Origin of the sequence: Streptomyces sp. NBC_01176 (genome assembly GCF_045039825.1) — a bacterium.
Classification (GTDB): domain Bacteria; phylum Actinomycetota; class Actinomycetes; order Streptomycetales; family Streptomycetaceae; genus Streptomyces.
In genome coordinates this window covers 9,274,794-9,298,243 of sequence record NZ_CP108600.1, presented here as the reverse complement: position 1 = coordinate 9,298,243, position 23,450 = coordinate 9,274,794, and the positions used below count along the sequence as shown (strand labels likewise).

The 23,450-nt window shown below is 71.6% G+C and carries 18 protein-coding genes; 10 read left to right on the top strand and 8 right to left on the bottom strand.

The genetic code is table 11. From position 1 onward, the window contains the following. Positions 1-7: 7 nt before the first annotated feature. The 5 genes from OG199_RS40390 (at position 8) to OG199_RS40370 (ending at position 5,347) form a co-directional block, all read left to right on the top strand. A complete protein-coding gene (locus OG199_RS40390; RefSeq protein ID WP_356809008.1) occupies positions 8-544 on the top strand; it encodes a hypothetical protein in 537 nt (178 codons plus the stop codon). A 227-nt stretch (positions 545-771) separates the two neighbouring features. Next, positions 772-2,049: a glycosyltransferase gene (locus OG199_RS40385; RefSeq protein WP_405833869.1), complete on the top strand. Its 1,278-nt coding sequence runs from the start codon at positions 772-774 to the stop codon at positions 2,047-2,049. Continuing rightward, entirely contained in the window at positions 2,046-3,425 is a 1,380-nt protein-coding gene (locus OG199_RS40380) for a hypothetical protein (protein ID WP_405833867.1), read from the top strand. The genes OG199_RS40385 and OG199_RS40380 overlap by 4 nt, the downstream gene beginning before the upstream one ends. A gap of 128 nt (positions 3,426-3,553) precedes the next feature. Beyond that, entirely contained in the window at positions 3,554-3,913 is a 360-nt protein-coding gene (locus OG199_RS40375; RefSeq protein WP_356809005.1) for an anti-sigma factor antagonist, read from the top strand. Positions 3,914-4,024: 111 nt separating this feature from the next. Next, positions 4,025-5,347 (top strand): SpoIIE family protein phosphatase, encoded by a 1,323-nt coding sequence (locus tag OG199_RS40370; protein WP_405833865.1) that lies wholly within the window; start codon positions 4,025-4,027, stop codon positions 5,345-5,347. A gap of 204 nt (positions 5,348-5,551) precedes the next feature. Here OG199_RS40370 and OG199_RS40365 read toward each other — a convergent pair whose 3' ends face one another. The 4 genes from OG199_RS40365 to OG199_RS40350 form a co-directional block, all read right to left on the bottom strand. After that, positions 5,552-6,043, bottom strand: a complete 492-nt coding sequence (locus OG199_RS40365) for a hypothetical protein (RefSeq protein WP_356288389.1) — start codon at positions 6,041-6,043, stop codon at positions 5,552-5,554. 606 nt (positions 6,044-6,649) lie between these two features. Continuing rightward, positions 6,650-8,308: a sigma-70 family RNA polymerase sigma factor gene (locus OG199_RS40360; protein WP_405833863.1), complete on the bottom strand. Its 1,659-nt coding sequence runs from the start codon at positions 8,306-8,308 to the stop codon at positions 6,650-6,652. A gap of 248 nt (positions 8,309-8,556) precedes the next feature. Beyond that, positions 8,557-9,354 carry an SAM-dependent methyltransferase gene (locus OG199_RS40355; RefSeq protein WP_401803404.1) on the bottom strand — a complete coding sequence of 266 codons (798 nt, stop codon included), beginning with the start codon at positions 9,352-9,354 and terminating at the stop codon, positions 8,557-8,559. A gap of 317 nt (positions 9,355-9,671) precedes the next feature. After that, positions 9,672-12,140 carry a SpoIIE family protein phosphatase gene (locus OG199_RS40350; RefSeq protein ID WP_405833861.1) on the bottom strand — a complete coding sequence of 823 codons (2,469 nt, stop codon included), beginning with the start codon at positions 12,138-12,140 and terminating at the stop codon, positions 9,672-9,674. A 543-nt stretch (positions 12,141-12,683) separates the two neighbouring features. Between OG199_RS40350 and OG199_RS40345 the strand changes: the two genes are divergently transcribed. Continuing rightward, positions 12,684-14,207 carry a SpoIIE family protein phosphatase gene (locus OG199_RS40345; protein WP_356805864.1) on the top strand — a complete coding sequence of 508 codons (1,524 nt, stop codon included), beginning with the start codon at positions 12,684-12,686 and terminating at the stop codon, positions 14,205-14,207. An 81-nt stretch (positions 14,208-14,288) separates the two neighbouring features. On the opposite strand, the gene OG199_RS40340 is transcribed toward OG199_RS40345, so the two are convergent. Further along, entirely contained in the window at positions 14,289-15,002 is a 714-nt protein-coding gene (locus OG199_RS40340; protein WP_405833859.1) for a beta-glucanase, read from the bottom strand. Positions 15,003-15,447: 445 nt separating this feature from the next. On the opposite strand from OG199_RS40340, the gene OG199_RS40335 reads away from it, so the two are divergent. Then, positions 15,448-15,990: a DoxX family protein gene (locus OG199_RS40335; protein ID WP_401803784.1), complete on the top strand. Its 543-nt coding sequence runs from the start codon at positions 15,448-15,450 to the stop codon at positions 15,988-15,990. Positions 15,991-16,118: 128 nt separating this feature from the next. On the opposite strand, the gene OG199_RS40330 is transcribed toward OG199_RS40335, so the two are convergent. From OG199_RS40330 to OG199_RS40320, 3 genes are all read right to left on the bottom strand, one after another. Continuing rightward, positions 16,119-17,324 (bottom strand): lactonase family protein, encoded by a 1,206-nt coding sequence (locus tag OG199_RS40330; protein ID WP_405833857.1) that lies wholly within the window; start codon positions 17,322-17,324, stop codon positions 16,119-16,121. A 210-nt stretch (positions 17,325-17,534) separates the two neighbouring features. After that, the gene (locus OG199_RS40325; RefSeq protein ID WP_405833855.1) at positions 17,535-18,566 is read right to left on the bottom strand and encodes a sensor histidine kinase; all 1,032 of its coding nucleotides are present in this window, start codon (positions 18,564-18,566) and stop codon (positions 17,535-17,537) included. Then, complete coding sequence (locus OG199_RS40320) at positions 18,563-19,228, bottom strand: response regulator transcription factor (protein WP_356805874.1); 666 nt, start codon at positions 19,226-19,228, stop codon at positions 18,563-18,565. Before OG199_RS40320 ends, OG199_RS40325 begins: the two co-directional genes overlap by 4 nt. A gap of 227 nt (positions 19,229-19,455) precedes the next feature. On the opposite strand from OG199_RS40320, the gene OG199_RS40315 reads away from it, so the two are divergent. The 3 genes from OG199_RS40315 to OG199_RS40305 all read left to right on the top strand — a co-directional run bounded on the left by OG199_RS40315 (position 19,456) and on the right by OG199_RS40305 (position 23,390). Then, a complete protein-coding gene (locus tag OG199_RS40315) occupies positions 19,456-20,721 on the top strand; it encodes a PP2C family protein-serine/threonine phosphatase (protein WP_356805876.1) in 1,266 nt (421 codons plus the stop codon). A 44-nt stretch (positions 20,722-20,765) separates the two neighbouring features. Then, positions 20,766-22,301, top strand: a complete 1,536-nt coding sequence (locus tag OG199_RS40310; protein ID WP_405833853.1) for a SpoIIE family protein phosphatase — start codon at positions 20,766-20,768, stop codon at positions 22,299-22,301. 144 nt (positions 22,302-22,445) lie between these two features. Then, positions 22,446-23,390, top strand: coding sequence for a phytoene desaturase family protein (locus OG199_RS40305; protein WP_405833851.1), 945 nt, complete (start codon positions 22,446-22,448; stop codon positions 23,388-23,390). Positions 23,391-23,450 lie beyond the last annotated feature (60 nt).

The following is a 23,450-nucleotide window of genomic DNA, read 5'->3' as shown; positions in this document are numbered from 1 at the left end:
AGGAAGCATGGATCACTTCGAGCGGGAGTTGGCGCGGATGATGCGCGACACCGAGGAGCAGACCCCCTTCGAGCCGGCGCAGCAGGACCGCCTCAGGACCGGAGTCCGCGTCCGCCGCCGGGTCCGCTCGGCACAGAAGGCCGTGGGCTCCGTACTGGCGGTCGCCGGGCTCGGCGTCGGCCTGTTCCTGCTGCCGCACACCCCGAAGGGCGACCGGCCCCAGGCCCCGCTGCCGCAGCCCATGACCGGCCGTTCCTCCCCGGCCGTCTCGCCGACCCCCAGCCCGACCCCGACCCGGCCCTCCGGTGGAGCTTCCACCGGGTCGGCGACCACCACTCCCGACGACACGTCGAGCACCTCAAGCCCGCCCACGGCACCGTCCTCGACGGGCGGTTCGACCTCGGTCGGCACCGATCCCTCCGGGACCGCGACGACCAGCCCGCCGCCCCGGTCCTCGTCGACGCCGAGCGAGAGCATCACGCCGCCCCCGCCGACGACGACCGTCGAGTCGTCCTCGTTCGCCGACGCGACCGACACCGGGTAGCCACCACCCGCCCGCCCGCCGGGACGTACGCCGTCCCGACCCCCCTGCCGCGGAACCTTCCGCCCCGACCCCGCCGCCACGGAACCTTCCGTCCCGCGCCCCGTTCCCCCGCTCCGCCCGCAGCCGCGCCCCGTTCCCCGCTCCGCCCGCAGCCGTACTCCGTGACCACGGCTCCGCCGTGAGTGTCCTCGGGATGCCCTGCGCCGACGAACATACCTGGACGAATCATGACCAAGACCATGCGGCCCGGCCCGACCGGCCTCCCGACAGGACTGCCCGTGGACGGACTGCCGCTCCGACTGCCGCTGCCGGCGCACCATCCGGAACCCGTCCTGGACGTGGTCGTCCCCGTGTTCAACGAGGAGAGGGATCTGGAGCCGAGCGTGCGGCGGCTGCACGCGCACCTGCGGGAGACGTTCCCCTACCCGTTCCGCATCACCGTCGCCGACAACGCCAGCACCGACGCCACACCGCGGATCGCGGCCCGGCTGGCCGCCGAACTGCCGGAGGCCGAGTGGATACGACTGGCCGAGAAGGGGCGCGGACGGGCTCTGCGCGTCGCCTGGTCGCGGTCTCGGGCCCCGGTCCTGGCCTATCTGGACGTGGACCTGTCCACCGAGCTGACGGCGCTGCTCCCGCTGGTCGCTCCGCTGATCTCCGGCCACTCCGACATGGCCATCGGCACCCGGCTGGCCCGTGGTTCCCGCGTGGTGCGCGGTCCCAAACGGGAGATCATCTCCCGTTGCTACAACGTCCTGCTGCGGTCCACCCTCGCCGTCGGCTTCTCCGACGCGCAGTGCGGTTTCAAAGCGGTCCGACGCGATGTCGCCGAGCGGCTGCTTCCGCTGGTGGAGGACTCGGAGTGGTTCTTCGACACGGAACTGCTGGTGATCGCCGAGCGGGCCGGGCTGCGCATCCACGAGGTACCGGTCGACTGGGTCGACGACCCCGACAGCCGGGTCGACCTGATCCCCACGGCCGTGGCCGACCTGCGCGGCATCGCCAGGATGGGCGGGGCGCTGGCCCGCGGCACGCTCCCGACCGCGGGGCTGCGGCGCGCCACCGGGGGTGAGCCGCCGGGGTCGCTCGTCGCCCAGGTGCTGCGGTTCGGTGCCGTGGGCGTGGCGAGCACGGTCGGGTACGTCCTGCTCTACGTGGCCCTGCGTCCGGCCGCGGGTCCGCAGGGAGCCAACGCGTGGGCGCTCCTGTTCTGCGCCGTCGCGAACACGGCCGCGAACCGGCGGCTCACCTTCGGGCTGCGCGGGCGCGGCGGGGCGCTGCGCCAACAGGCCAAGGGGCTGGCGGTGTTCGGCCTCGGCCTGGCGCTCACCAGCGGGGCGCTCGCCGTGCTGCACCGCTGGGTCCCGGGTCCCGGACGGCCCACCGAGGTCGTGGTGCTCGTCGTCGCCAACCTGGTGGCGACGCTGCTGCGTTTCCTGCTTCTCCGGGCCTGGGTGTTCACCGCCGCCCCGAACGGCAGCCGAGCGGGAGTCGAGGTCCGATGATCGACCCGCACGTCGCGAACCCTCCGTCGTACGAGGACAACAGGCCGCACACCGGGGGCCGTTCGCCCGCGACGCCGCCGTCGTACGACACCTCCCCGGCCTTCGTCCCCTCCCCCACCGGTGTTGCGCACCGGTGGCCGCGGCTGCGCCGGGCGGCGGAGCGGCACGGTCCGGTGCTCGCGCTGTACGGGGCGCTCAAGCTCGTGGGCTTCTGCGTGTTCATGTACCTGCTCGACTCCTCCGGGGACTTCCGCCGCAAGAACCCGCGCTTCGGCGGCGGCGCCCACGTCTGGGACGTGCTGGCCACCTGGGACGGCTGGTGGTACCAGCAGATCGCCGCACACGGCTACCACCCCGCGCTCGTCCCGGTGCCCGGTGCCACCGGCCTGATCACCATCGAGGGCAATTCAGCGGCGTTCTTCCCTCTGTACCCGGCTCTGATGCGTCTGTTCTCCTCGTGCACCGGCCTGGGCCTGTTCGGCGCCGGTCTGCTGATCTCGGTCGTCGCCTCGTTCGCAGCCGCCCTGGCGATCCACGCCGTCACCGCGCGGATCGGCGGTCGCCGGGCCGGGCTCGCCGCCGCCGGCCTCTGGGCCGTGTGGCCCGGTTCCGGCATGGAGTGGTCGGCCTATTCGGAGTCGCTCTACGTGGCCCTCGCGGCCTGGGCCTGCTACGCCGTCATGCGACATCGCTGGCTCACCGCCGGCCTTCTGACCTGCGCCGCGGGTCTCACCCGCCCGACGGCGACCGCGCTGATCGCGGCGCTCGCCGTCGCCGCCCTGCTGGCCGTGCACCGGCGGTGGCGGGAGTCCCGCCGCTGGGGCGGCGCCACCGGTCCGCACGGGCAGGAACGCCGGGGCATCGTCCTGCGTCCGCTGGCCGCCGTGGCGATCGCCCCCCTCGGGCTGGTCGGCTACCTCGGCTGGGTGGGATACCGGATGGGTGACTACGGCGGGTACTTCAAGCTCCAGGAGGGCGCCTGGGCCCACACGTTCGACTACGGCAGACAGACCCTCGACGTGTTCACCTCCCTGCCGGTGGGTCACTTCGACTACCTCTTCGCCTCTCCCTACGAGGACCTCATCGCCGTCGGCACGGTCCTGCTGGCCCTGATCGTCCTCCCGCTGCTGCTGCGGCTCCGCCCGCCACCGGTCCTCGTCGTCCACACCCTCCTGACGATCGCACTCATCCTGGGAAGCCAGCAGATCTTCGGCAACGTCTCGCGCTACCTGCTCCCGGCCTTCCCCCTGTTCATCCCGTGCGCCGTCGGCATGCGCCGGCTCAGTACGCCGGTGCTGTGCGCCGTCCTCGGAATCGCCGCGCTCGCCTCCGGCTCGTACGCGGGATACGCCCTGTTCGAACTCGGCGTTCCGTAAAGGGCGTTGCGGGGACGACGTCTCCGGGCCGGGCATCGCCGGACCGGCCGTGGGCGCGCGCGACGACCACGGGCATGCCGCGGAGTCCCGTGCGCCCGGTCGGGAACCGGGAGTGAGATGCTGGACGGATGGATACCTCCCCCGCGGCCTCGGATGAGCTGGTGGTGATCACCACCCGGTACGAGTCGCCGAGGGCGTTCGTGATGCTCCTGCGGGGATGTGCCGACCTGACGAACTCCGGGGAACTGGAGGAGATATTCGGTGAGGCCGCCGGTTCCGGCTGTCCGGTGATCGTGGACCTGGCCGGCCTCGCCTTCGGCGACGAACATCTGCTGGGGCATCTGCTGGCCGCCCGCGAGAAGGGCGACCTGACGCTTGTCGGCCCTTTGAGCAGGCAGTTCCACCAGCGCATGGACGTCACGGGTACGGTCGAGTGCTTCGATGTCCAGCCCGACCTGACCACCGCCCTGGCGCATCTGCCGGGCTGACCGCACGCGGAAGGCGGGTCTCCCGGTCGAAATGACCGGCCCGGCAACCACCGCACGGACGACGACCGCTATGTTTGCGGCAGGCCATGGGAAATCTGGAGGCGCGCGGGGATGCCGGGTGTGACGTTCCCGGGCGGAGTGCGCGCCGACGGACTGCCGGCGGCGTTGTCGGATCCGGCTCGGCTGGCGGCGGTGGCCGCGACGGGATTGATGGACACCGGTCCGGAGCCCGAGTTCGAGAGCCTGGCGCGGCTGGCGGCGACCGTGACCGGCTGCGGCCGCGCTTTCATCACCCTGGTCGACGACCGGCGCTCGTTCTGGAAGGCGTGCGTCGGCGTCGACGCCACGAAGACCGACGAGCGGCAGAACCGCGTAGGGGAAAGCCTCTGCTACTTCCTGGTCGGCCTGGAGGGCGACTCCTTCGCGGTGGAGGACGCGGCCCTGGACCCGCGCACCCGCGACCATCCCTCAGTGGCCCCGATGAAGATCGGCGCCTGGGCCGGCCACCCGATCCTGGGGCCCGGCGGGGAAGTCCTGGGCAGCATGTGCGTGATCGACGAGAACCCGCGCGTCTGGCAGCCGCAGGAACTCGCCACGATCGAGACGATGGCCCACTCCGTCAGCAACGAGATGAACCTGCGTCTGTCCCTGGCCACCGCCCAGCAGGCGCTGGCCGCTTCCAGCGAACTGGCCCGCAGCCTCCAGGACAGCCTGCTGCCACCCGTGCTCCGGCCCGTTCCCGGCCTGGACACCGCCGCGTCCTACCTGCCCGCCGCCGGCGGCACGGAGGTCGTCGGCGACTTCTACGACCTGTTCCGCGCCAAGGGTTCCTGGTGGTCCACCGTCATGGGAGACGTCTGCGGGAAGGGCACCGAGGCGGCCAAGGTCACCGCCCTGGCCCGCTACACCCTGCGCGCGGAGGCCACCCAGCAGCTCTCCCCCGCCACGGTGCTCACCCACCTGAACTCCGCGCTGCTCGACCAGCGGGTCGGCGGCGGCCGGTTCCTCACCGCCGTGTACGCCACCTTCCGCCTCACCGCCGGCGGCCTCGCCGGACGCCTGTGCACGGCCGGGCATCCCCCCGCCCTCGTCCGCCGCGGCGACGGCCGCATCCAGTCGGTCGGCCGGCCGGGAACACTCCTGGGCATCCTGCCCGAGGTCCGTCTCACCGACGTCCGTTTCCGCCTCGCCGCCGGTGACACCCTGCTGCTCTACACCGACGGCGCCACCGAAGCCCGTCCGCGCGCCGCCGCCCACGGTGGGACGCGCCCCCTCTTCGACGAGACGGACCTCGCCGCCGCCCTGGCCGCCACCCACGGTGCCGACGCCACCGAGACCGTCCGCCATCTCGGCCAGGTCCTCGCCGACCACACGGGCGGCTGGGCCAGCGACGACACCGCGCTGCTCGCCCTCCGGGTCCCACCCACCCCCTGAACGCCGGTCGCCTGCGGCAGCCGATCCCGGTCCGGGCCGAGGTCTGCCGGTGGGCGGCGAGCACGGCGGAGCCGGCCCGCGCCCGAGATGTTCAATTTCCCCCCTCGTGGGCATGGGTGGGGCAGCACCACATGCCGGAGAACCCGGCCCGATTGCAGCGGGCCGGGTTCTCCATGCGGTGCGGATGGTGCGGTGACGCCGTTACTACCAGCGGTGGTGGTCCTCGACGACGCGGAAGCTGCCCACGACGCCGTTCTTGACCTTCACGCCACCGTGGACGCGGAAGGGCATGACACCGTTGCTGGTGCTCCACGGGCCGACCGTGGCGACGGGCGAACCGTTGTCACAGGTGGCGCCGCGGAAGACCTCGACGGTCTTGTGGCTGTCGTTGCGGACGTTGAAGCTACGGGAGCCGAGGCCGCTGATCACGGTGATGCAGCCCCAGCTCTGGGCGGAGTACGTACGCTCGTTGAAGTCGATGTGGCCCTCGTAGTGGCCCCGGCCACCACGGTCGCCGCCGCCACCTCCTCCTTCGTTGCCCTTCGACTGCCCGCTGTCGCCACCCATGGGAGCAACCTGCTTGACGACGGGGGCGGCCTCAGGAGCCGCGGCGGCCGAGGCGTAGGTGACGCCCGTGGCGACGAGGGCCGTAGCAGCCGCAGCAGCGGCCGTCACGGCAATGTTGCGCGTGGTCATGTCACTTTCCCAATCTCTGAGACGTCGGCCAAGCAGCCGATCTATGAGAGAACGTACCGATAATCCCTTTATCTGCCATATCGGACACGCGGGAGTTTTCCAGCACCACCCGAATGGACGCAGGTACCCGGTCCGCCCGCCGCCCCGAGCGCACCTGACGCCCACCCAAAGGGCCCGCTGACGTGGGAATCTGACGCTTCGTGGCGCCCCGCCGGGACACCGGTGGCGCCTGCCGCGGCAGCACCCGGGCCGTCGTCGACACGGCCGGTGAGACGGCCCGGGGCAGAGTGGGGGGCGGCGGTGGACGGGGAGCTGAGCCGGTCGGCTCCCGTGGGGAGCACCTCCGAAGCCACCTCCGGCCTCGGCGGCATCACGGGCTTCGATGACCCAACTCGCCTTGACGGCACAGAGGTTGATCCCCGACAGGGCGAGTCCGCGCATGCGTCGGTGCCGTCGATGCCGCCCAACTCCGAGCGGGCGCCGCGTTTCCCGTCCGGCTCGCCGGGACCCGGCCGGGTGTCGACCGGCTCTCCGGCACCTTCTACGAGAGCCGCGAGCCGGCGAAGCGCCTGCGCCGAACGTCCCCGCGCCCGGACGCGGGTGCCGTCACAACTTGGCGCCGAAGTCCTGGGTCCACCACGGGCCGCCGGTCCCCTTGTGGACACCCACGCCGATGTTCTTGAACGAGCAGTTGAGGATGTTGGCGCGGTGGCCGGGGCTGTTCATCCACGACTCCATCACCGCCTGCGGCGTCTGCTGCCCCTGGGCGATGTTCTCTCCGTACGTGGACCAGCGGTATCCCGCGGCCGTGATGCGCTGCCCGGGGTCGGCACCGTCCGGGTTGGTGTGTTCGAAGAAGTTGCGGGCGGCCATGTCGTCGGAGTGCGCCTGCGCGGCCTTCTCCAGCTGCGCGTCCTCGGTGAGCGCTCCGCAGCCGGCCGCCGCGCGCTCCTTGTTCACCAGCGCGACCACCTGCGCGACGGTGCTCGCCGGCGCCGGCGCCGCCGCCACCTCCGCCGGCGCACTGGCCGAAGTCCTGGCCGGCGCCGCGGACCTGCGGGGCGTCGGCACACTCTTCTTCGTGGCGCGCGGGGCCTTGGACGGGCTCGCCTTCTTCGATGCCGACGCGGACGGTGACCCGGACGGCGAAGCCGACGGGGACACCGACGGCGTGCCCTCGGAGGCGCTGGGCGCCGAGAGACCCACCACGTGGTCGTCGGTGGTCTGCGCGGCGTTCCCTCCCCCGCCCCCGTTCCCGGGGTCCGAACCGAAGTACCAGAGACCGCCGCCGGCCACACAGGCCGCCACGACGGCACCGCCGACCGCACGGCGCCGGACACGCCGCCGGCGACGGGCCTCGCCACGGGAGGTACCCGCGCGGCCGCCGGCACGGTGGCGGGCCCTCGTTCCCGGTCCGGCGGTGGCACCGGAAGCGTCGAGTTCCGAAGCCGAGCCGGCCGGAGCCATACCACCGTGGGCCGAGCGCACCCTCTCCAGCAGTGCGGGCGATACCGACACGAGTGCCAGGCCGGCCAGCAGCCCCTCCGCGGGCATCAGTCCGCTCCACAGGCCGGAGCAGCGGGCGCATCCGCGGGCGTGCCGGGCTATTCGCTTGCGCCACAGCGCCGAGGGGCGAGCGTCCCAGGAGGCCAGTACGCCGCGCAGTTCCCCGCACGGCGGCCGCGCGTCGAGCGCCCGTACGACCACACGCGCCGCCTCCAGTTGTGCCTTCATCCGCTGCACCCGGACCGCCGCGTGCTGGGGTGACACCTCCAGGGCGGTGGCGACCTCGGTCCGGGTGAGTTCGCCGGCGCACTCCAGCCACCACAGCGACAGCAGCGCCCGGTCGTCCGGCTCCAGCCAGCGGGTGGCGCGCGCGGTCTCCTGGCGCTGGCCGGACAACTGCAGTCGCATTATCGTCAGGTCCACGAAGTCGGCGCCCGGATCGGCAACGTCCTTGGTGTCCTCCACGGTTCCCGGGGCGAACTCCCGGTCCTGCCAGTGCCTCCGGACCTGGTTCATCGCGATCGCCACGAGCCAGGAGCGGAAGCTTTCGGGAGTACGCAGACTTCCCAGCGCGTCCAGCGCACGGAGCATGGTCTCCTGCACCACGTCGTCGACGTCGACGGAGCCGTTCAGCGCCCGGCCCACGACGTTGTAGACCAGCGGGAGGTACGCGCCGACCAGGGCGTCCTGAGCCTGTGGGTCGCCGCTCCGGGCAGCGGTCACCAGTGCCGCCTCGTCCACCGTGTGCCGTGTGCTCATCAAACGCTTCCCTGTCCTCGACGCCGAACGATGCTGTCCGATACCTGGGAGACCGCTCGGTGAGCCTCGAATAACAGTTCTTCGGAGAATCGTTCGGGGAGAGACTCACCGCTGCGCCCGGGAAACGCAATGGAGGACGTCACATCGGGGAGGGGCGGAACGCACGAGTGCCGAGCCCGACCGGGTCGGGCTCGGCACCTCGGGAAACAGGCGGACGGGTGGGTGGGAGTGAGGGTGGGGCGGGCGGCTCAGCCGTTCTTGCGCCCCACACCACCATAGAAACCGATCTCGCCGGACCTCGCCGGAGGCGGGCCGTCCGGGCGCCAGAACGGAACCTGGGCCAGGCCCGGTTCGACCAGTTCGAACCCGTCGAAGAACCGCTCGACCTCGGCGCGACCACGCAGGTTCAGGGTGGCGCTGGCCTTGTTGTAGACGGCCTGCGCGTCACGGCGGTCGGCGAAATCGCCCGTGGCGTGCGAGAGCACCAGGAAGCTGCCCGCGGGCAGCGCGTCGCGCAGTGCGGCGACCACTTGCTGTGGATTGTCCGCATTGGTGAGGAAGTGGACGACGGCGACGAGGAGAAGGGCGACGGGTTCGTCGAAGTCGATGACACGGCGCACGTCGGGATGGTTCACGATGGCCTGCGGGTCGCGCAGGTCGGCGAGCACGACACTGGTCGGAGCGGAGCGGCTGACCATCGCGCGGGCGTGGGCGTTCACGATCGGGTCGTTGTCGACGTACGCGATGCGCACGTCGGGTGCCACCGCCTCGGCCGTCTCGTGCACGTTCGGCGAGGTGGGCAGCCCGGTGCCGATGTCGAGGATCTGGCGGACGCCGCTGCCCACGACGTGGTGGACGGCGCGCTGCAGGAACGCGCGGTTGGCTCGCAGGCCGATCCGCGCCTCGGGGGCCGCGGCGGCGAGTTCGTCGCCGGCCTGCTGGTCCACCTCGTAGTTGTCCTTGCCGCCCAGGAGGTAGTCGTAGATCCGCGCCGGGTGCGGCCTGCTGGTGTCGATCTCCTCGGCACGGAATCCGTCCTGCTTCACGCTGCGCTCCTCTCGACGACCGCTCCGGCTCCCCGCACGCGAACGGCTCAGGACAGCCTGCCACATCAACTTGCCTGCACATGACCACAGTTCGCCCCCATGGGCCGGCTGTGGGAAACGGCGGTGGGCCACTGACCGTCGTACGGATGAAAATGCCGACCGCGGCCGGACACCGGCACGCTCGGCGACCCGGACCGGGGTCCGCACCACTGCCTCGGCGGGACCGTCCGAGCAGGACCGGGCAGGACCGGGCAGGACCGGGCAGGACCGGGCACGACCGGGCAGGCCGAACGCCGCCGGCGGGACACCGGCAGCCCTCAGGGCATGTCCGTGGGAGGGAGGGGCTGTTCCGTCCAGATGGTCTTGCCGGCCGCCGAATAGCGCGTGCCCCACCGCTGGACCATGTGCGCGACGATGAACAGGCCGCGCCCGCCTTCGTCGTCACTGGCGGCCCTCCGGAGGTGGGGCGTGGTGTGCCCCGTGTCCGAGACCTCGCACAGCAGGCTGCGGTCGCGGATCAGCCTGAGCTGGATCGGACCGGAGGCGTAGTGGATCGCGTTGGTGACCAGCTCGCTGACGACCAGCTCGGTGGTGAAGGACAGTTCCGCCAGCCCCCAGCTCCCCAGCTGCCGACTGGCGAGGTTGCGGGCGCGTCCGACCGCCGCGGGGTCCAGGGGCAGCTCCCACGCGGCCACCTCGTGCGAGTCCAGCACCCGGGTGCGTACCAGCAGCAGGGCCGCGTCGTCGGCGGCCGGGCCCTCGGGGAGGAGTTCGGCGATGATCTGATCGCACAACTCCTCGAGAGGCTTCTCGTGTTCGGACAGCACACGGCCCAGCCGCTCGAGTCCGCACTCGATGTCGTGATCCTGGCCCCTGACCAGACCGTCGGTGAAGAGGGCCACGAGGCTGCCCTGGGGCAGCTCGAGTTCCGCGCTCTCGAAGGGCAGACCGCCCAGACCCAGCGGTGGCCCGGAGGGGAGCTCGGGGAAGGTGAGGACTCCGTCGGGGGTGACGACCGCGGGCGGCAGGTGCCCCGCGCGAGCCATGGCGCACCGCCCGATGACCGGGTCGTACACGGCGTAGAGACAGGTCACACCGAGGGCCGGGTCGTCGTGCGACCCGGCGTCGGCGGGCTGACCGCTCACCCGATGTGCCGCCGTCTGTTCCTCGGAGGTCTGCTCGGCCAGGTCGTCGAGGCGAGTGAGCAGTTCGTCGGGGGTGTAGTCCAGCCGTGCCAGGGCGCGCACACTCGTCCGCAGGCGTCCCATCGTGGCGGCGGCGCGCAGACCGTGGCCCACCACGTCGCCGACGACCAGCCCGACCCGTGCTCCGGACAGCGGCACGACGTCGAACCAGTCGCCGCCGACACCGGCCAGGTGAGCGGGGAGATAACGGTGGGCCACCTCGACGGCCGTCTGCGGCGGGATGTGGCGGGGCAGCAGGTCGCGCTGGAGCGCGAGGGCGGCCGTGCGCTCCCGGGTGTAACGGCGTGCGTTGTCGATGCAGACGGCGGTGCGGGTGGCCAGTTCCTCGGCCAGCGACAGGTCGTCGCTGTCGAAGCGGGCACAGGTCCGGCCGCGCAGGAACGTGACGAGCCCCAACGTCGTGCCGCGGGCGCGAAGAGGTACGACGAGCAGGGAATGGGCCCACGGTTCGGCGCCGGGCGGGGGCCCGGTGTCGCCCGGTCCGGTCTCTTCCAGGACCTGCCGGCCGGAGGACAGGCTGCGGGCCTGGGGCGAATCCGCGGCGTAGGTGACGTGCCGCTCGGCCGACGGTGTCTCCGCGGGGTCTCCCTCGGAAACACCGTCGGCCGAGCGGCGGGCCATGCGCACCAGCGGCCCCGGGCACACCTGCCTGGGTGAGGGTTCCTCCCCCTCCGTGACTCCCTCCACGAGGTCCACCACGACGGCGTCGGCGAATTCCGGGACGCTGACCTCGGCGCACTCCGTGACCGTGCGCGAGACGTCGAGGGTGCGGCCGATGTGGGCTCCGGCCCGTACCAGGAGCGCCAGCCGCCGCTGGGCCAGATAGCGGTCGGTCACGTCGAAGGCGTCCTCGCACACGCCCAGCGTCTGCCCGCGGGCGTCCTGCAGGCGGTAGTAGGAGCACGACCAGACGTGGTCCTGCTCCCGGTCGGCCGGCGGCCGCCCGCGATAGCGCAGATCGACGACCGGCTCGCCGGTGGTCAGCACGTTCCGCATGACCTGTTCCAGCGTCGACGGTGCCCCCTCGGTCAGCACCGCGCCCCCCGGGTACAGGTCCTGCGACAGTGTCCCGATGACGTTCTCGACCGGTTCGGTGAACTCCCGGCCCGACGCGGTGTTGGCCCACGTCAGCCGGAGGTCGGTGTCGTAGATGGTCAGGCTGATGGGCGACTGGGTGGCCAGGCCGCGCAGCATGGCCAGGCCCGCCTCCCACTCGTGGACCTCCTCCAGCTCCGCCGCGACCACGACCCAGGCGGGCCCCTCGCTCTCGTGGGACAGGCGGGACATCATCGTCGCCGACCGGACGATGTGGCCGTCCCGGTGTTTCAGGTCGACCGCGTTGCTGCGCACGTTCGGGGCGTCATGCCACGCGGCCAGGCCGGGCTGCCAGGAACGCCCGCCCGCGAACAGCGTGTCCACGGGGTGCCCCACGATCTCGTCCGACCGGTAGCCGAGCATCTCCTCGGCCGCCGGACTCCATCCCACGACCCAGCCCTGGGCATCCAGGACCGCCGTGGCGGCCCGCGTGACGTCGAGGGGACCACGGAAGTAGACGCTGTCGTTCGCATTCCAGACATTCATGGCACCACCCCAACCCGTGGCGATGTCTACAGCATCTGTCCGCAGCCCGGGGTGTACAACCGCGGCCCCGCCGTGATCGCCGCCCGCCGGCGTCCGCGCGCGTCGGTCCACGGGCCCGCCGGAGCCGTCACGCGCAGGTGACCGGGTGGCCGCGGTCGGTGGCCGCATCGTCTCCGCGCCCATGACCCCGCGCTGTCACCGGCGCCGCGGACGACCGTGACACCTTCGATGGCGTCATGGGCCTTACGGGTGGCCCCGGAGGAAACACGACTGCGCGTGCACGTGCCGCAGGGCGGACCGACCCCGGCAGGATCCCTCCGACCTGTCCCGACCGGGCGCCGTGGCGGCGTGGGCACGCGTATTTTGAGCGGTAGCCGCCCGCGTCCGGCACGAAACTCCTGTTCCGGGGTTTGCGGCGGGTATAGCTGCGGGACTCGGCGTGGAGGGAGACGATGAGGAGGAGAATGACGTCTGCCGCCGAGCCATGGGGTACCTCGGCGTCCTGAAGCCACCCGGTGGCCGCGTGCAGTGAGGAGGGATGGGATGGGTGCAGCCGAGTCGTTGGAGCGCGACTACGACGCGGCGGACGTCGCCCCGACCGCGTCCGGTGGTCTCCTCGACCTGCTGAGCGTGGCAGCCATCCTCCTCGACGACCACGGCAGGATCGTTCTGTGGAGCCCCCAGGGCGAGGATCTCTTCGGCTACAGCGCCGAGGAGGCGCTCGGCGAGTTCGCCGGCCGCCTCCTGATCCACGAGGAGCACCGGGACATCGTCCTCGGCCTGTTCGCGCAGGTCATGGAGGGCGGCGGCAGCTGGGCCGGAGTCTTCCCGATCCGGCACAAGGACGGCAGCACGCGGCGTGTGGAGTTCCGCAACATGCGGCTCCAGGACGAACAGGGTGACCACTACGCCCTGGGGCTCGCCGCGGACCAGGCGACGCTGCGGCAGGTCGAACGCGAGCTGGCACTGGCCGCACGACTGGTCTCCCAGTCACCCATCGGGCTCGGTGTACTGGACACCGACCTCCGGTACGTCTCGGTCAACGCGGCAGAGGAACGGATGAGCGGCGTCCCCGCCGACGAACACCTGGGCCGGCACGTGCACGAGGTGCTTCCCCTCCTGGACGAGTCCTTCGAAACGACCATCCACGAGGTACTGGCCACCGGCACCCCGGTCCTGGATCAGTACACCTCGGGCCGCACTCCGGCCGACCCGGACAACGAGCACGCCTGGTCGATCTCGTTCCACCGCCTCGAAGCACCCAACGGAAAGGCGCTGGGCGTGGTGACCTCCAGCGTGGACGTCACCGAACGTTACCGTGCCTTCGAAGAACAACGACGCACCGTCCTCACCCTTCAGCGCAGCCTGCTCCCCCACCCTCCGCCGCAGCGGCCGGGCCTGGCCGTCGCCTCCCGGTACCAGCCCGCCAGGGCGGCCAGCGGGATCGGTGGTGACTGGTTCGACGTCATCGCTCTCGGCGGCGACAAGACCGCCCTGGTCGTCGGGGACGTCATGGGCAGCGGCGTCAGCGCCGCCGCCACCATGGGCCAGCTCCGCACCGCCACCCGCACCCTGGCCGGCCTCGATCTCGACCCCGCCCAGGTCCTCCAGCACCTCGACCGCATCACCGAGGACCTGGAGCAGGACATCATCGCCACCTGCGTCTACGCCGTCTACGACCCGTACAGCGCGCGATGCCTCATCTCGCTGGCCGGCCATCTGCCGCCCGCGCTCCTCCGGCTGGACGGGAAGCACGAACTGCTCGACCTGCCCACCGGAACCCCGCTGGGCGTGGGCAACGGCGGCTTCCACACCAGCGTGCTCTCGCTGGGCCGTGGCGATCAACTCGTCCTGTACACCGACGGCCTGGTCGAGAAACGCGGCTTCCCGATCGACGCGTGCATGGACAGTCTGCTCACCCTCCTGGACGACCCGCACCGCTCCCTCGACGAGACCTGCGAGGTGCTCCTGCACGCCCTGCGCGATCCGGGCGGCCACGACGACGTGGCACTGCTCATCGTCCGGGTCCTGCAGGCCTGCGCCTCCGAGCCGACGCCCCTGTCCTGAACGGCAGCACACCACCACCGTCGGCGCCGATAAAGCGGGCTGCATTTCGCCACCGGAGTCGCGGAGCGAGCGCCTCACCGTTCAGTCGGTCGGCACCGGACGTCGTACCACCAGGCTCTCCACCTCGTACGACATCGCACCGGTCCCACGGGTGGGAGCCGGGTGGTAACGCCCGGCGCACACCGAGAGGTTGACGATGAGGTAGGCGTGCCAGGCGCGCCCCACCCCCCGCCGGTCAGCGAACACCTGGGTGTCGTTCACCCACCACACCACCGAGCGGACGCCGAACTCGACGCGCAGATCGACCCACGCGCCCGGACTCACCGACTCGTCCGTGCAGTAGTGGCCGCCGCCGCGGACATGGTTGGAGAACTCCAGCAGATCCGGGTTGTCGGGATGGTACTCGAAGACGTCGATCTCCTGGCCGCCGTCCCGCCAGGTCCAGATCGCCGGCCAGGCCCCCATTTCCCGGGGCAACCGCACACGCGCTTCCAGTACGTCGCCCGCGCGGACGACGAACTCGTCTTCACTGCCTTCGGTCGTGAGCAGTCCCGTGTTCCACCAGCCGTCCCGTCTCCGGGTGGCCCGGAAGACGCCGGTGCGGCAATAAGTGTCGTCCTGAACCAGGTAATCGAGCTTGTCGTCGCCCGGATTGACCGGACCGCCGTCGGGATAGGCCCAGGAACGGCCGGCCACCCACTGCCGTGCGGAAGCGAAGTCCGCCGTGAAGACCACCTCGGTCGCGGGCTGGATTCCGGGGGCGGGGAGCGGTTGGTCGGACACCGGTTCGTGCATGCTCCGGTTCTCTCCGGTACGCGCCCCCGCCATGCCTGCACGCACCCGCACCGCCGCGCAAACAACACGTCCGGGTGAGATGCCTTCTCCGCCTTCGCCGGCTCCGGTCCTCGCCGCCCGGTGCCACCGCACGGTGCCGCTGCGCGACCGGGCGTCACCGTGCGGGACCAGGCACGCGCCTCCCCACCGGCCAGCCGACCACGAAGGGCGAAGCGGAGTAAGGATGGAAGCACACAGCCACAGACGCACACCGAAGACACCGGCGGCCTGCCCCGGACGGACGCCAGACAGTGATCACTGTGCGGGGCGTGTGCGTGGCAGTGGCGCGGTCTCGCACGCCCCTTCAAGGCGTCCTCGACGACCCGACAACAAGCTCCGCTGTTCCTCGAAGGTCAAGCCGCCCCCGCCATGGAACGCGGAGCGGAGAAGAGCCCCCGTGAACTCCATCCCTCAGCGACTACGCGCTTCCCCCGACCCCGCGGCCGACGCTCCGAACCGGCCGGCGGTCTCGGCCGGTGACTGGGGTCTGCTGCTCATCAGGCTCACGTTCGGCCTGTTGATGGCAGGGCACGGCGCCCAGAAACTCTTCGGGTTCTTCGGCGGCGACGGCTTGACCACCACCGCGAAGGAGCTCGCCGCGCTGGACTACCGGCCGGGCCGGGTCTACGCCGTGATCGGCGGGGCGTCCGAACTCCTCGGAGGCCTCGGCTTCGCGGTGGGACTGTTCACTCCGCTGGCAGCGGGCGCCCTGATCGGCGTGATGATCAACGCCATGGCGACCGTCACCGCGGCCCACGGAGTGTGGATGACCAACGGCGGCCTGGAATACAACCTGAGCATCGTGGTCGTCGCACTCGGCGTCGCCGCCACCGGTCCGGGAAAGCTGGCTCTGGACCACCCGTTCCGCTGGGGCCGGGGCGGCTGGCCCGAAGCCGTCCTCGCCCTGCTCCTCGGAGGCATCGGTGCCGCCGTCGTGCTGTTGCTCTAGCGGACCGGACCCGACGGGCGTGCCGCCGGCACCGCCGCGAAGAAGCGAGACGGGCGAGCCCTCCGCCCCACGGCGTGGCACCCCGGACAAAGGTGCCCGGGGCGCCCATCGCCGCGGCGGCCGCTTTCCTACACCGCGGCGATGCCCTCCATGCCGGACTCGGCGAAGGAGGGAAGTCCGGTGACGGTGGTGACCTTCGTCAGGGAGCCGTTCCCGCCCACACGGAACCCTTCGACCGTGCCGGAGGTGGCGTTCTGTACGTAGAGGAAGCTCTCGTCCTTCGTCACCGCGAGGTCGATGACACCCCGGGCCGTGGCCGACGGCGGGGTGGCGACGCCGTCACCGGTGATGAGCGCAAGCCTGCCGTGGCGGTCGGTGCGGTAACCGGTGACGGTCGAGCTGCCGGTGTTGCCCCCGTAGAAGAAGTCACCCGCGCGTTCCAGCCAGCACAGCGTCTTCTGGCCGTTCGGCAGGGGCTTCTGAACGACGTCCAAAGTGCCGTCGGTACGCACCTTGTAGGTGCTGACCGTGGAGTCCTTGGCCTCGGCCACGAGCATGCGGCCGGCCCGGTCGAAGGTGATGGCGAACGGCACGCCTCCGGCCGAGTGGTTGACCACCGCACGGCGCGAGGGGCGCCCGTCCTGCCGTACCGGGAAGACCTCGATGGTGTTCGCGGACTTGGTGGTGACGACCAACTGCCCACCACCCGGCGTGAACGCGAGCTGGCCCGGCGAACTGGAGAACAGCGGCACCTTCCTGTTGTCCAGCCCGAGTGAGCGGTGCGAACCACGCAGCGGCGCAAGGCCCTCGGCCGTGATCCGGAACCCCTGAACGCTGCCCGCGCCCCCGGCGTTCATGACGTAGGCGAGCCGGCCCGACACCGCGATCGAGGAGGGGAAGTCCCCGCCCGAGCGCACCACCTGGCGGTCGGTCAGCCTCTGGCCGCGCACCCGGAACGACGTCACGGTGCCGCTTCCCGCGTTGACCGCCAGGAGCCTCCCCGACCGGTCGTCGTAGACGAGCGAACCCTGGGAGGCGAGAGAGTCGGTGGGAGCATCGAGCTGGTCGCCTCCCCTGCCCCCGGTCGCGTAGCGGCCCACGGCCGTCAACTCGCCGCCCCCGCCTCGCTTGAAGACGTGGATGGTGTTGCCGTCGAGTTCGTCGCCCTGGACGAACACGGCATGGTCGGCCTTGGCCGTGTCCCCCCGTGGATGGGTCTCCCGCGCCGAGGCGACGGTCACCGACGTGGCGGCCGCCGCGGCGGCGAGGACTCCGGCTGCGCCGATCGTCAGCCGACGCCTCCGCGACGACCTGCGCCTGTTGTGCCTGCTCATGTGCTGCTCCTCGGACTCGCCGCCACCACCGTCGGAAGCGGGCAGAGCCAGAGTTGCCCATGCGAAGGGTGGGACAGGAGAGGTTCAGCTTCCGCGTCAGCCTCTCGTAAGAACTCCGGACCGGCGTTCTCCGCACAGCGGTCACCCGCCAACTGTCCCGCTCTCGCCGGACCGTGGAGAACGTATCCGGCGCCCACACGAAACTCGCGTTCACTCGGGCACGCGCAGGACGACGGCGGTGCCTTTCCCAGGAACGCTGCGGATCGTGAGCTGCGCGTCGATGAGGTCCGCGCGCTCGTGCATGGCGGAGAGGCCCACTCCCCGCACGGTGGAGGCCGGGCGCGCGGCCGCACGCAGACCCGGCCAGCGCCTCGAGTCCGCGGCCTGGGGCATTCCGGTCCCGTCGTCGGTGACGGTCAGCGTCATCACATGGCCGTCGGACTCCACACCGACCGTGATCCGAGTGGGCTGGGCGTGTTTCACCGCGTTGGTCAACGCCTCCTGCGCGATGCGGTACACATGGGCCTGCACTTTTGAGGCCAGCCGGTCGCTGATGTCGGCATGCTGCGGATCGATCCGGAGATCGACGCGGATACCGAAGGTCTCCGAGGTGCGACGGCACAGCGCCTCCAGGGCCGCGCGCAGTCCCAGCTCGTCCAGGACCAGGGGACGCAGATCCGTGATCAGGTGGCGCAGCGAAGTGATCTGGTTGCCGACCAGGGCGCGTGCCTGCTCGATCGCGCCGCGCATGGCCTCGGGCCGGCCGTCGGCGGCGGCGGAGGAGAGCACCACCTGCACGGCGCCGAGTTCCTGGAGGGTGTCGTCGTGCAGTTCACGGGCCCAGCGGCGGCGTTCGCGCTCCGCTCCGTCGTGGCGGGACCGGACACGTTCACGCTGGAGGCCCCGGTCGCGGTGGGTGGCGCTGCGCATGGTGGAAGCCGTGTACACGACCAGGAGAAGCGGCAGCACGTGCAGGGCGTTCAACAGGGGCTGCTCGGTGATCCGGACCAGGCTGGCGACGGCGAGCATGAGCGCGATGGCGCCGGCCACCACCATCCAGGTACGGCGTCCGGCGGTGTAGAGCGGCGCTGCCCCGAGAAACGGGGTCGCCGCGGCAAGGGAGAGGGCCAGCTCGGAGGGCAGCGGCTGGTCGGTGACCTCCAGGACCACCGCAGCCGCGAGCAGACAGGTTCCCACCGCCTGCAGGACAAGGCCCCATCGGGCCGGACGCGGTCCGCTCATGCCACCAGGCCGCGCTCGCGGGCCGCGGCGATCAGCTCGGCCCGGGAGTCCTTGCCGAGCTTGTCCCGGATGCGGGCACGATGGGTCTCCACTGTGCGGACCGAGACGTAGAGGCGCTGCGCGATCTCCTGGTTGGTGTGGCCCAGCGCCAGCAGCGACAGAACCTCGGCCTCACGTGCGGTCAACGACTCCTGATCGGCGGGTCCCGGCATCTCGACGGCAAGCCTGGCGCCCAGCACCGGCTGGACGTACGTCGCGCCTTCGGCGACCTGGTGCGCGGCAGCCCGCAGCTCCTCGGCGGCGGCCTCCTTGAGCAGGTATCCGGCCGCGCCGGTGCGCAGCGCCTCCCGGGCGAACGCCGGATCCTCCTGCATCGTGAGGACCAGGATCCGCGTGCCGGGCGAAGCGGTGAGCAGCGCGGGAATCACGGGCAGACTCGACTTGCCGGCCATGGTCAGGTCCAGGACCAGCACCCGCGGACGGGTCCGGCGCACCGCATCGAGGGTATCGGGGACGGTGGCGCTCTCGGCGACGATCCGGAATGCCGGATCCTGGGCCAGCAGAAGCCGCATTCCGGCCCGGACCACCAGATGATCGTCGGCCAGTACGACGGTCACCTCCCGGGTCGCCTGCCGGGACGGGAGAGAGCTGGGGTCGTCCATAGCTGCAACGGTAGATCCCCCGTGGCCGTCAGGCAGCCGCTGCCGGCGCGTGTGCGGGAAACCCGCAGGAGGCGCGCGGGGAGGGTGCAGCCGGGGGCCGTAAGACCTCCGCCGAGGCGCTGGGACTTACGGATGCGCGGTACGGACCCGCACCGATGTGCCCGCCGGCGTGCGGGCGGATGCTCGAAGTGATCGGACGTATCACCCCTCTCCTGAGGCGGCCCCCCATGACCCGTTCCTCGCTCCCCTTCCCCCGAGTCGGCGCGGGCAGGCCGAGGCGCCCGGTCGCCGAGCGGGGTGTCCGCGGCGGCCGCGCGCGGAATCCATGGCACATCTTCCTCAAGCGCGGTGGCCCGCGGGTGGGCGGCGGCGTCCTCACCCTGTCGGCGGTCCCGGTCGCGCTGATCACCGTCATCACGCTGGCCGCGACCTTCGCTCCCATGGCTGTCCACCTGTCTCCGCTCCTGGTCGCCGCCCCCACTTCCACGGCGGCGTTCGCCAGCTCCCGATTCACCGCGGGCACCGCCCTGGCGGCCAGCGCGGCCGTGTTCGTCATCGACCGCCATGACGGCCTGCTGCATTCGCCGGTCCTGCCGATCCACATCGCGGCCCTGCTGGTGGTGTCGGTCTTCGTCGTCACCGCCCGGACCCTGCACGATCGCGACCTGCGGGAGCTGACCCAGGTACGCGCGGTGGCCGAGGTGGCCCAGCGGGTCGTGCTGCGCCCCCTGCCCCGGCGGCTCGGTCCGCTGCGGGTCGCCTGTACCTACCGGGCGGCCGCGGCGCACGCCCTGGTGGGTGGCGACCTGTACGCCGCCGCCCGGACCGAGCGCGCGACCCGTTTCCTCATCGGCGACGTCCGCGGCAAGGGCCTGCCCGCCGTCGAGGACGCCTCCGCCCTTCTCGGCGCCTTCCGAGAGGCCGCTCACCAGCACGCCGCCCTTCCCGAACTGGCCGCCGCCCTGGAGAGCAGTGTCCGCAGGCATCTGGCGCAGCTCACCGACAGCGACCCCGAGCGCAGCGAACGCTTCATCACCGCACTGCTGGTCGAAATCCCCGACGAGGCGGCTCTCGTCCAGGTCATCAGCTGCGGGCACCCCTCTCCCCTGCGGGGCCGCCGCGGCGAGGTGGCCGCCCTGCCGATACCCCGGCCCGCACCGCCCCTCGGGCTGGCCGGCATCTCTCCCGACACCTACCACGTCGACACCTTCGCGTTCGGGCCCGCGGACACCCTGTTGCTCTACACCGACGGCGTCGTCGAGGCCCGCAACACCACCGGCGGTTTCTATCCGATCCTCGAACGGGCCTCCAGCTGGCCGTGGAACTGCCCGCACCGCCTGCTGAGTCGCGTCAACGACGACGTGGACATCCATGCCGGCGGACATCTGGAGGACGACCTCGCCCTGGTGGCCATCCAGCGCACGCCCGCTCCGGGCGACGGTCAGGTTCCAGGCCCGTCCCGGCCACCCCATCCGACGGAGGTCGACCCGTGACTTGTCCGGTGCTCCCGTACCGACGCACCCTCAACGGAAAGGCGATGACGACGATGACTGCCGCGCGAGTGAACAGGTGGCTCTGTGTGCTGCTCATCGCCTACATCGCCGGGTCCTGCGCCGTGCAGCTCGAGAATTCCACAGGCGGCCTCGTCCGCTGGTCGGGATTCTCCGTGCTCGTCCCCGTCACCGCCGCCGCGCTCCTGCCCATGCGGCGCTCCCTGCTCATCGGCGCGGCCACGCTGGCTGCCACCGTCGTCACCTACGGCTTCGCCATCCACGGCGTGTCGGCCGGCGGCCGGACGGTCGTCATCACCGCGGTCGCCCTGTCCTTCGCTCTGAGCATCGTCGTCTCCCGGGTGCGGTCGCATCGGCTGAACGCGCCCGCCACAGCCACCCGGAACCGGTCCTGCCCGCCCGATCCAGCCGACAGCGATCCCTGTAACACCCCCGAGGCACCGCACCCCGTTGCGGTCTCACCCCCCGGCATCCTGCCCGCCGCGCTGCCGCAACCCGCGGTGGTGGAGTTGGCCGGCCACTGCCGAACCGGGTCCGGCCGGCTCGGTGTCCGCGCCCAGTGGCTCGACGCCATCCCGCTGTCCGGCGCCCGGGTCGGACTCGTCGCCGGCGCGGTGACCGGACCGAACGCCGACGCCACCGCCTCCGAACTCCGCGCCGCGGTACGCACATTGGCCGACGTCGACCTGCAGCCGGAGGAACTGCTTGCCCATCTCGCGGACGTCCTCGCCCGGCTACGGCCCGACGTCCGCGCCGGTCACGACACCCAGACCACCACCAGCAGCGTCAGCGCCCAGTGCCTGTACGCGGTCTACGATCCCGCGTCCTGCCGCTGCACGATCGCCTGCGCCGGGAGCCCTCCACCCGCCGTCATCGCACCCGACGGCACGGTCGCATCCCTCGACCTGCCCGAAGGCCCGCCGCTGGGACAGACGGACCTGCCCTTCGGAGCCACGGAGATCGACCTCCCTGAAGGCAGCACGCTCCTGCTGTACACCCATGGTGACGCAGACGCGCGGGACTCCGGCAGGGACGAGCTGCTCAGCGCTCTCGCCCGGCCCCAGCGCTGCCTGGACGCCACCTGCCTCTCCGCCGTCAAGGCCCTGCTCCAGGCGCCCCACACCCAGGTCGCCGTCCTGGCCGTCCGCACTCACGCGCTGGACACCCGTACCGTCGCCACCTGGGACCTGCCGGCCGACCCGGCCGCCGTCTCCTACGCCCGCTCCCACATCGCGGAGAAACTGGCTGCCTGGGGTCTCACCGACGCCATCCCCACCACCGAACTCATCGTCAGCGAACTCGTCACCAACGCCATCCGCCACGCCCAACCACCCATCCAGCTACGCCTGATCCATCACGCCGGCAGCCTGGTCTGCGAGGTCGCCGACGGCAGTAGCACCTCGCCGCATCTGCGCCGGGCCCGCACCTTCGACGAGAACGGGCGCGGACTGTTCATCGTCGCTCAACTCGCCGAACGCTGGGGAACCCGCCACAGCCACTACGGCAAGATCATCTGGGCCGAACACACACACGCCCCCGACCGAGCCGTTACCACGGTATGAACCCGTCCGTTTCATAAATTAGGATGGCCTGAAGACATTTCCGACCAAAGATGCCGATCTTTCGAAGGGCCGGACCATTCCGAAGGCCACGCGGCCGGGGAGAACGGCCGTACGGGTACGGAAGCCTCGGCCTCGGCCGGGTACGTGGTCCAGCCGGTCCTCTGTCGGAGCATCGGCGCCTCTTCCTGCGGAGGTGCACAGCGGCTCCCGCGAGCGCTCGCCGACGTGCTCACCGACTGCGGGGGCGAGGTCCGCACCGGCTTCGAGGTGGACCGCGTGGTCTGCCGGAACGGACGGGCCGTGGGCGTGCGCGGCACCGACGGGAGCACCCTGAAAGCGCGCCGCGCGGTGATCGCGAACGTAGGACCTGCCCTCCTGTACCGACGGCTCCTGGAGTCCGAGCAGGTACCCGCGCAGGTGCGCGGCAAGGCGTCCCGCTACCAGTACGGACCGGGCACCCTGATGCTGCATCTCGCCCTCGACGGGCCGCTGCCCTGGGCGGCAGGAGACGAGCTGGCGCGTTTCGCGTACGTTCATGTGGCCCCGTACGTCGACGACCTCGCTCGCACGTACGCGGAGTCGCAGGCCGGGCTCCTGCCCGTGGAACCCCTCCTGATCGTGGGACAGACCTCCGCGGTGGACCCGACTCGGGCTCCTGCGGGCCGCCACGTCGTATGGATCCAGGTCCGCACGCTGCCTTCGGTCGTACGGGGCGACGCGGCGGGAACGATTCGAGGCACCGCGTGGCCCGACGTCGTCGACGCCATGACCGACCGGGTCCTCACCAAGCTGGAGCGGTACGCACCCGGCAGCCGGACACGGATCGCCCGCGTCACCGCGTACTCCCCGGAGGACCTCGAAGCGGCTGACCCGAACCTCGTCGGCGGCGACAGCATCGCGGGGAGCCACCACCTGGCCCAGAACTTCGTCTTCCGGCCCATGTGCGGGCACAGCGGGTACCGCACGGCGATACCCGGCCTGTACCTGACCGGTGCGTCGACCTGGCCCGGCGCGGGCAACAACGCCACGTCGGGCCGGCTCGCGGCCCGGCGCGTACTGAGGGATGCTCGTCGGCGAGTCACCCGCTGAACGGTCGGCAGCCGCTCAACCGGCCGCATGACAACGACCCGGGCCTCCCCCGTCGGGACG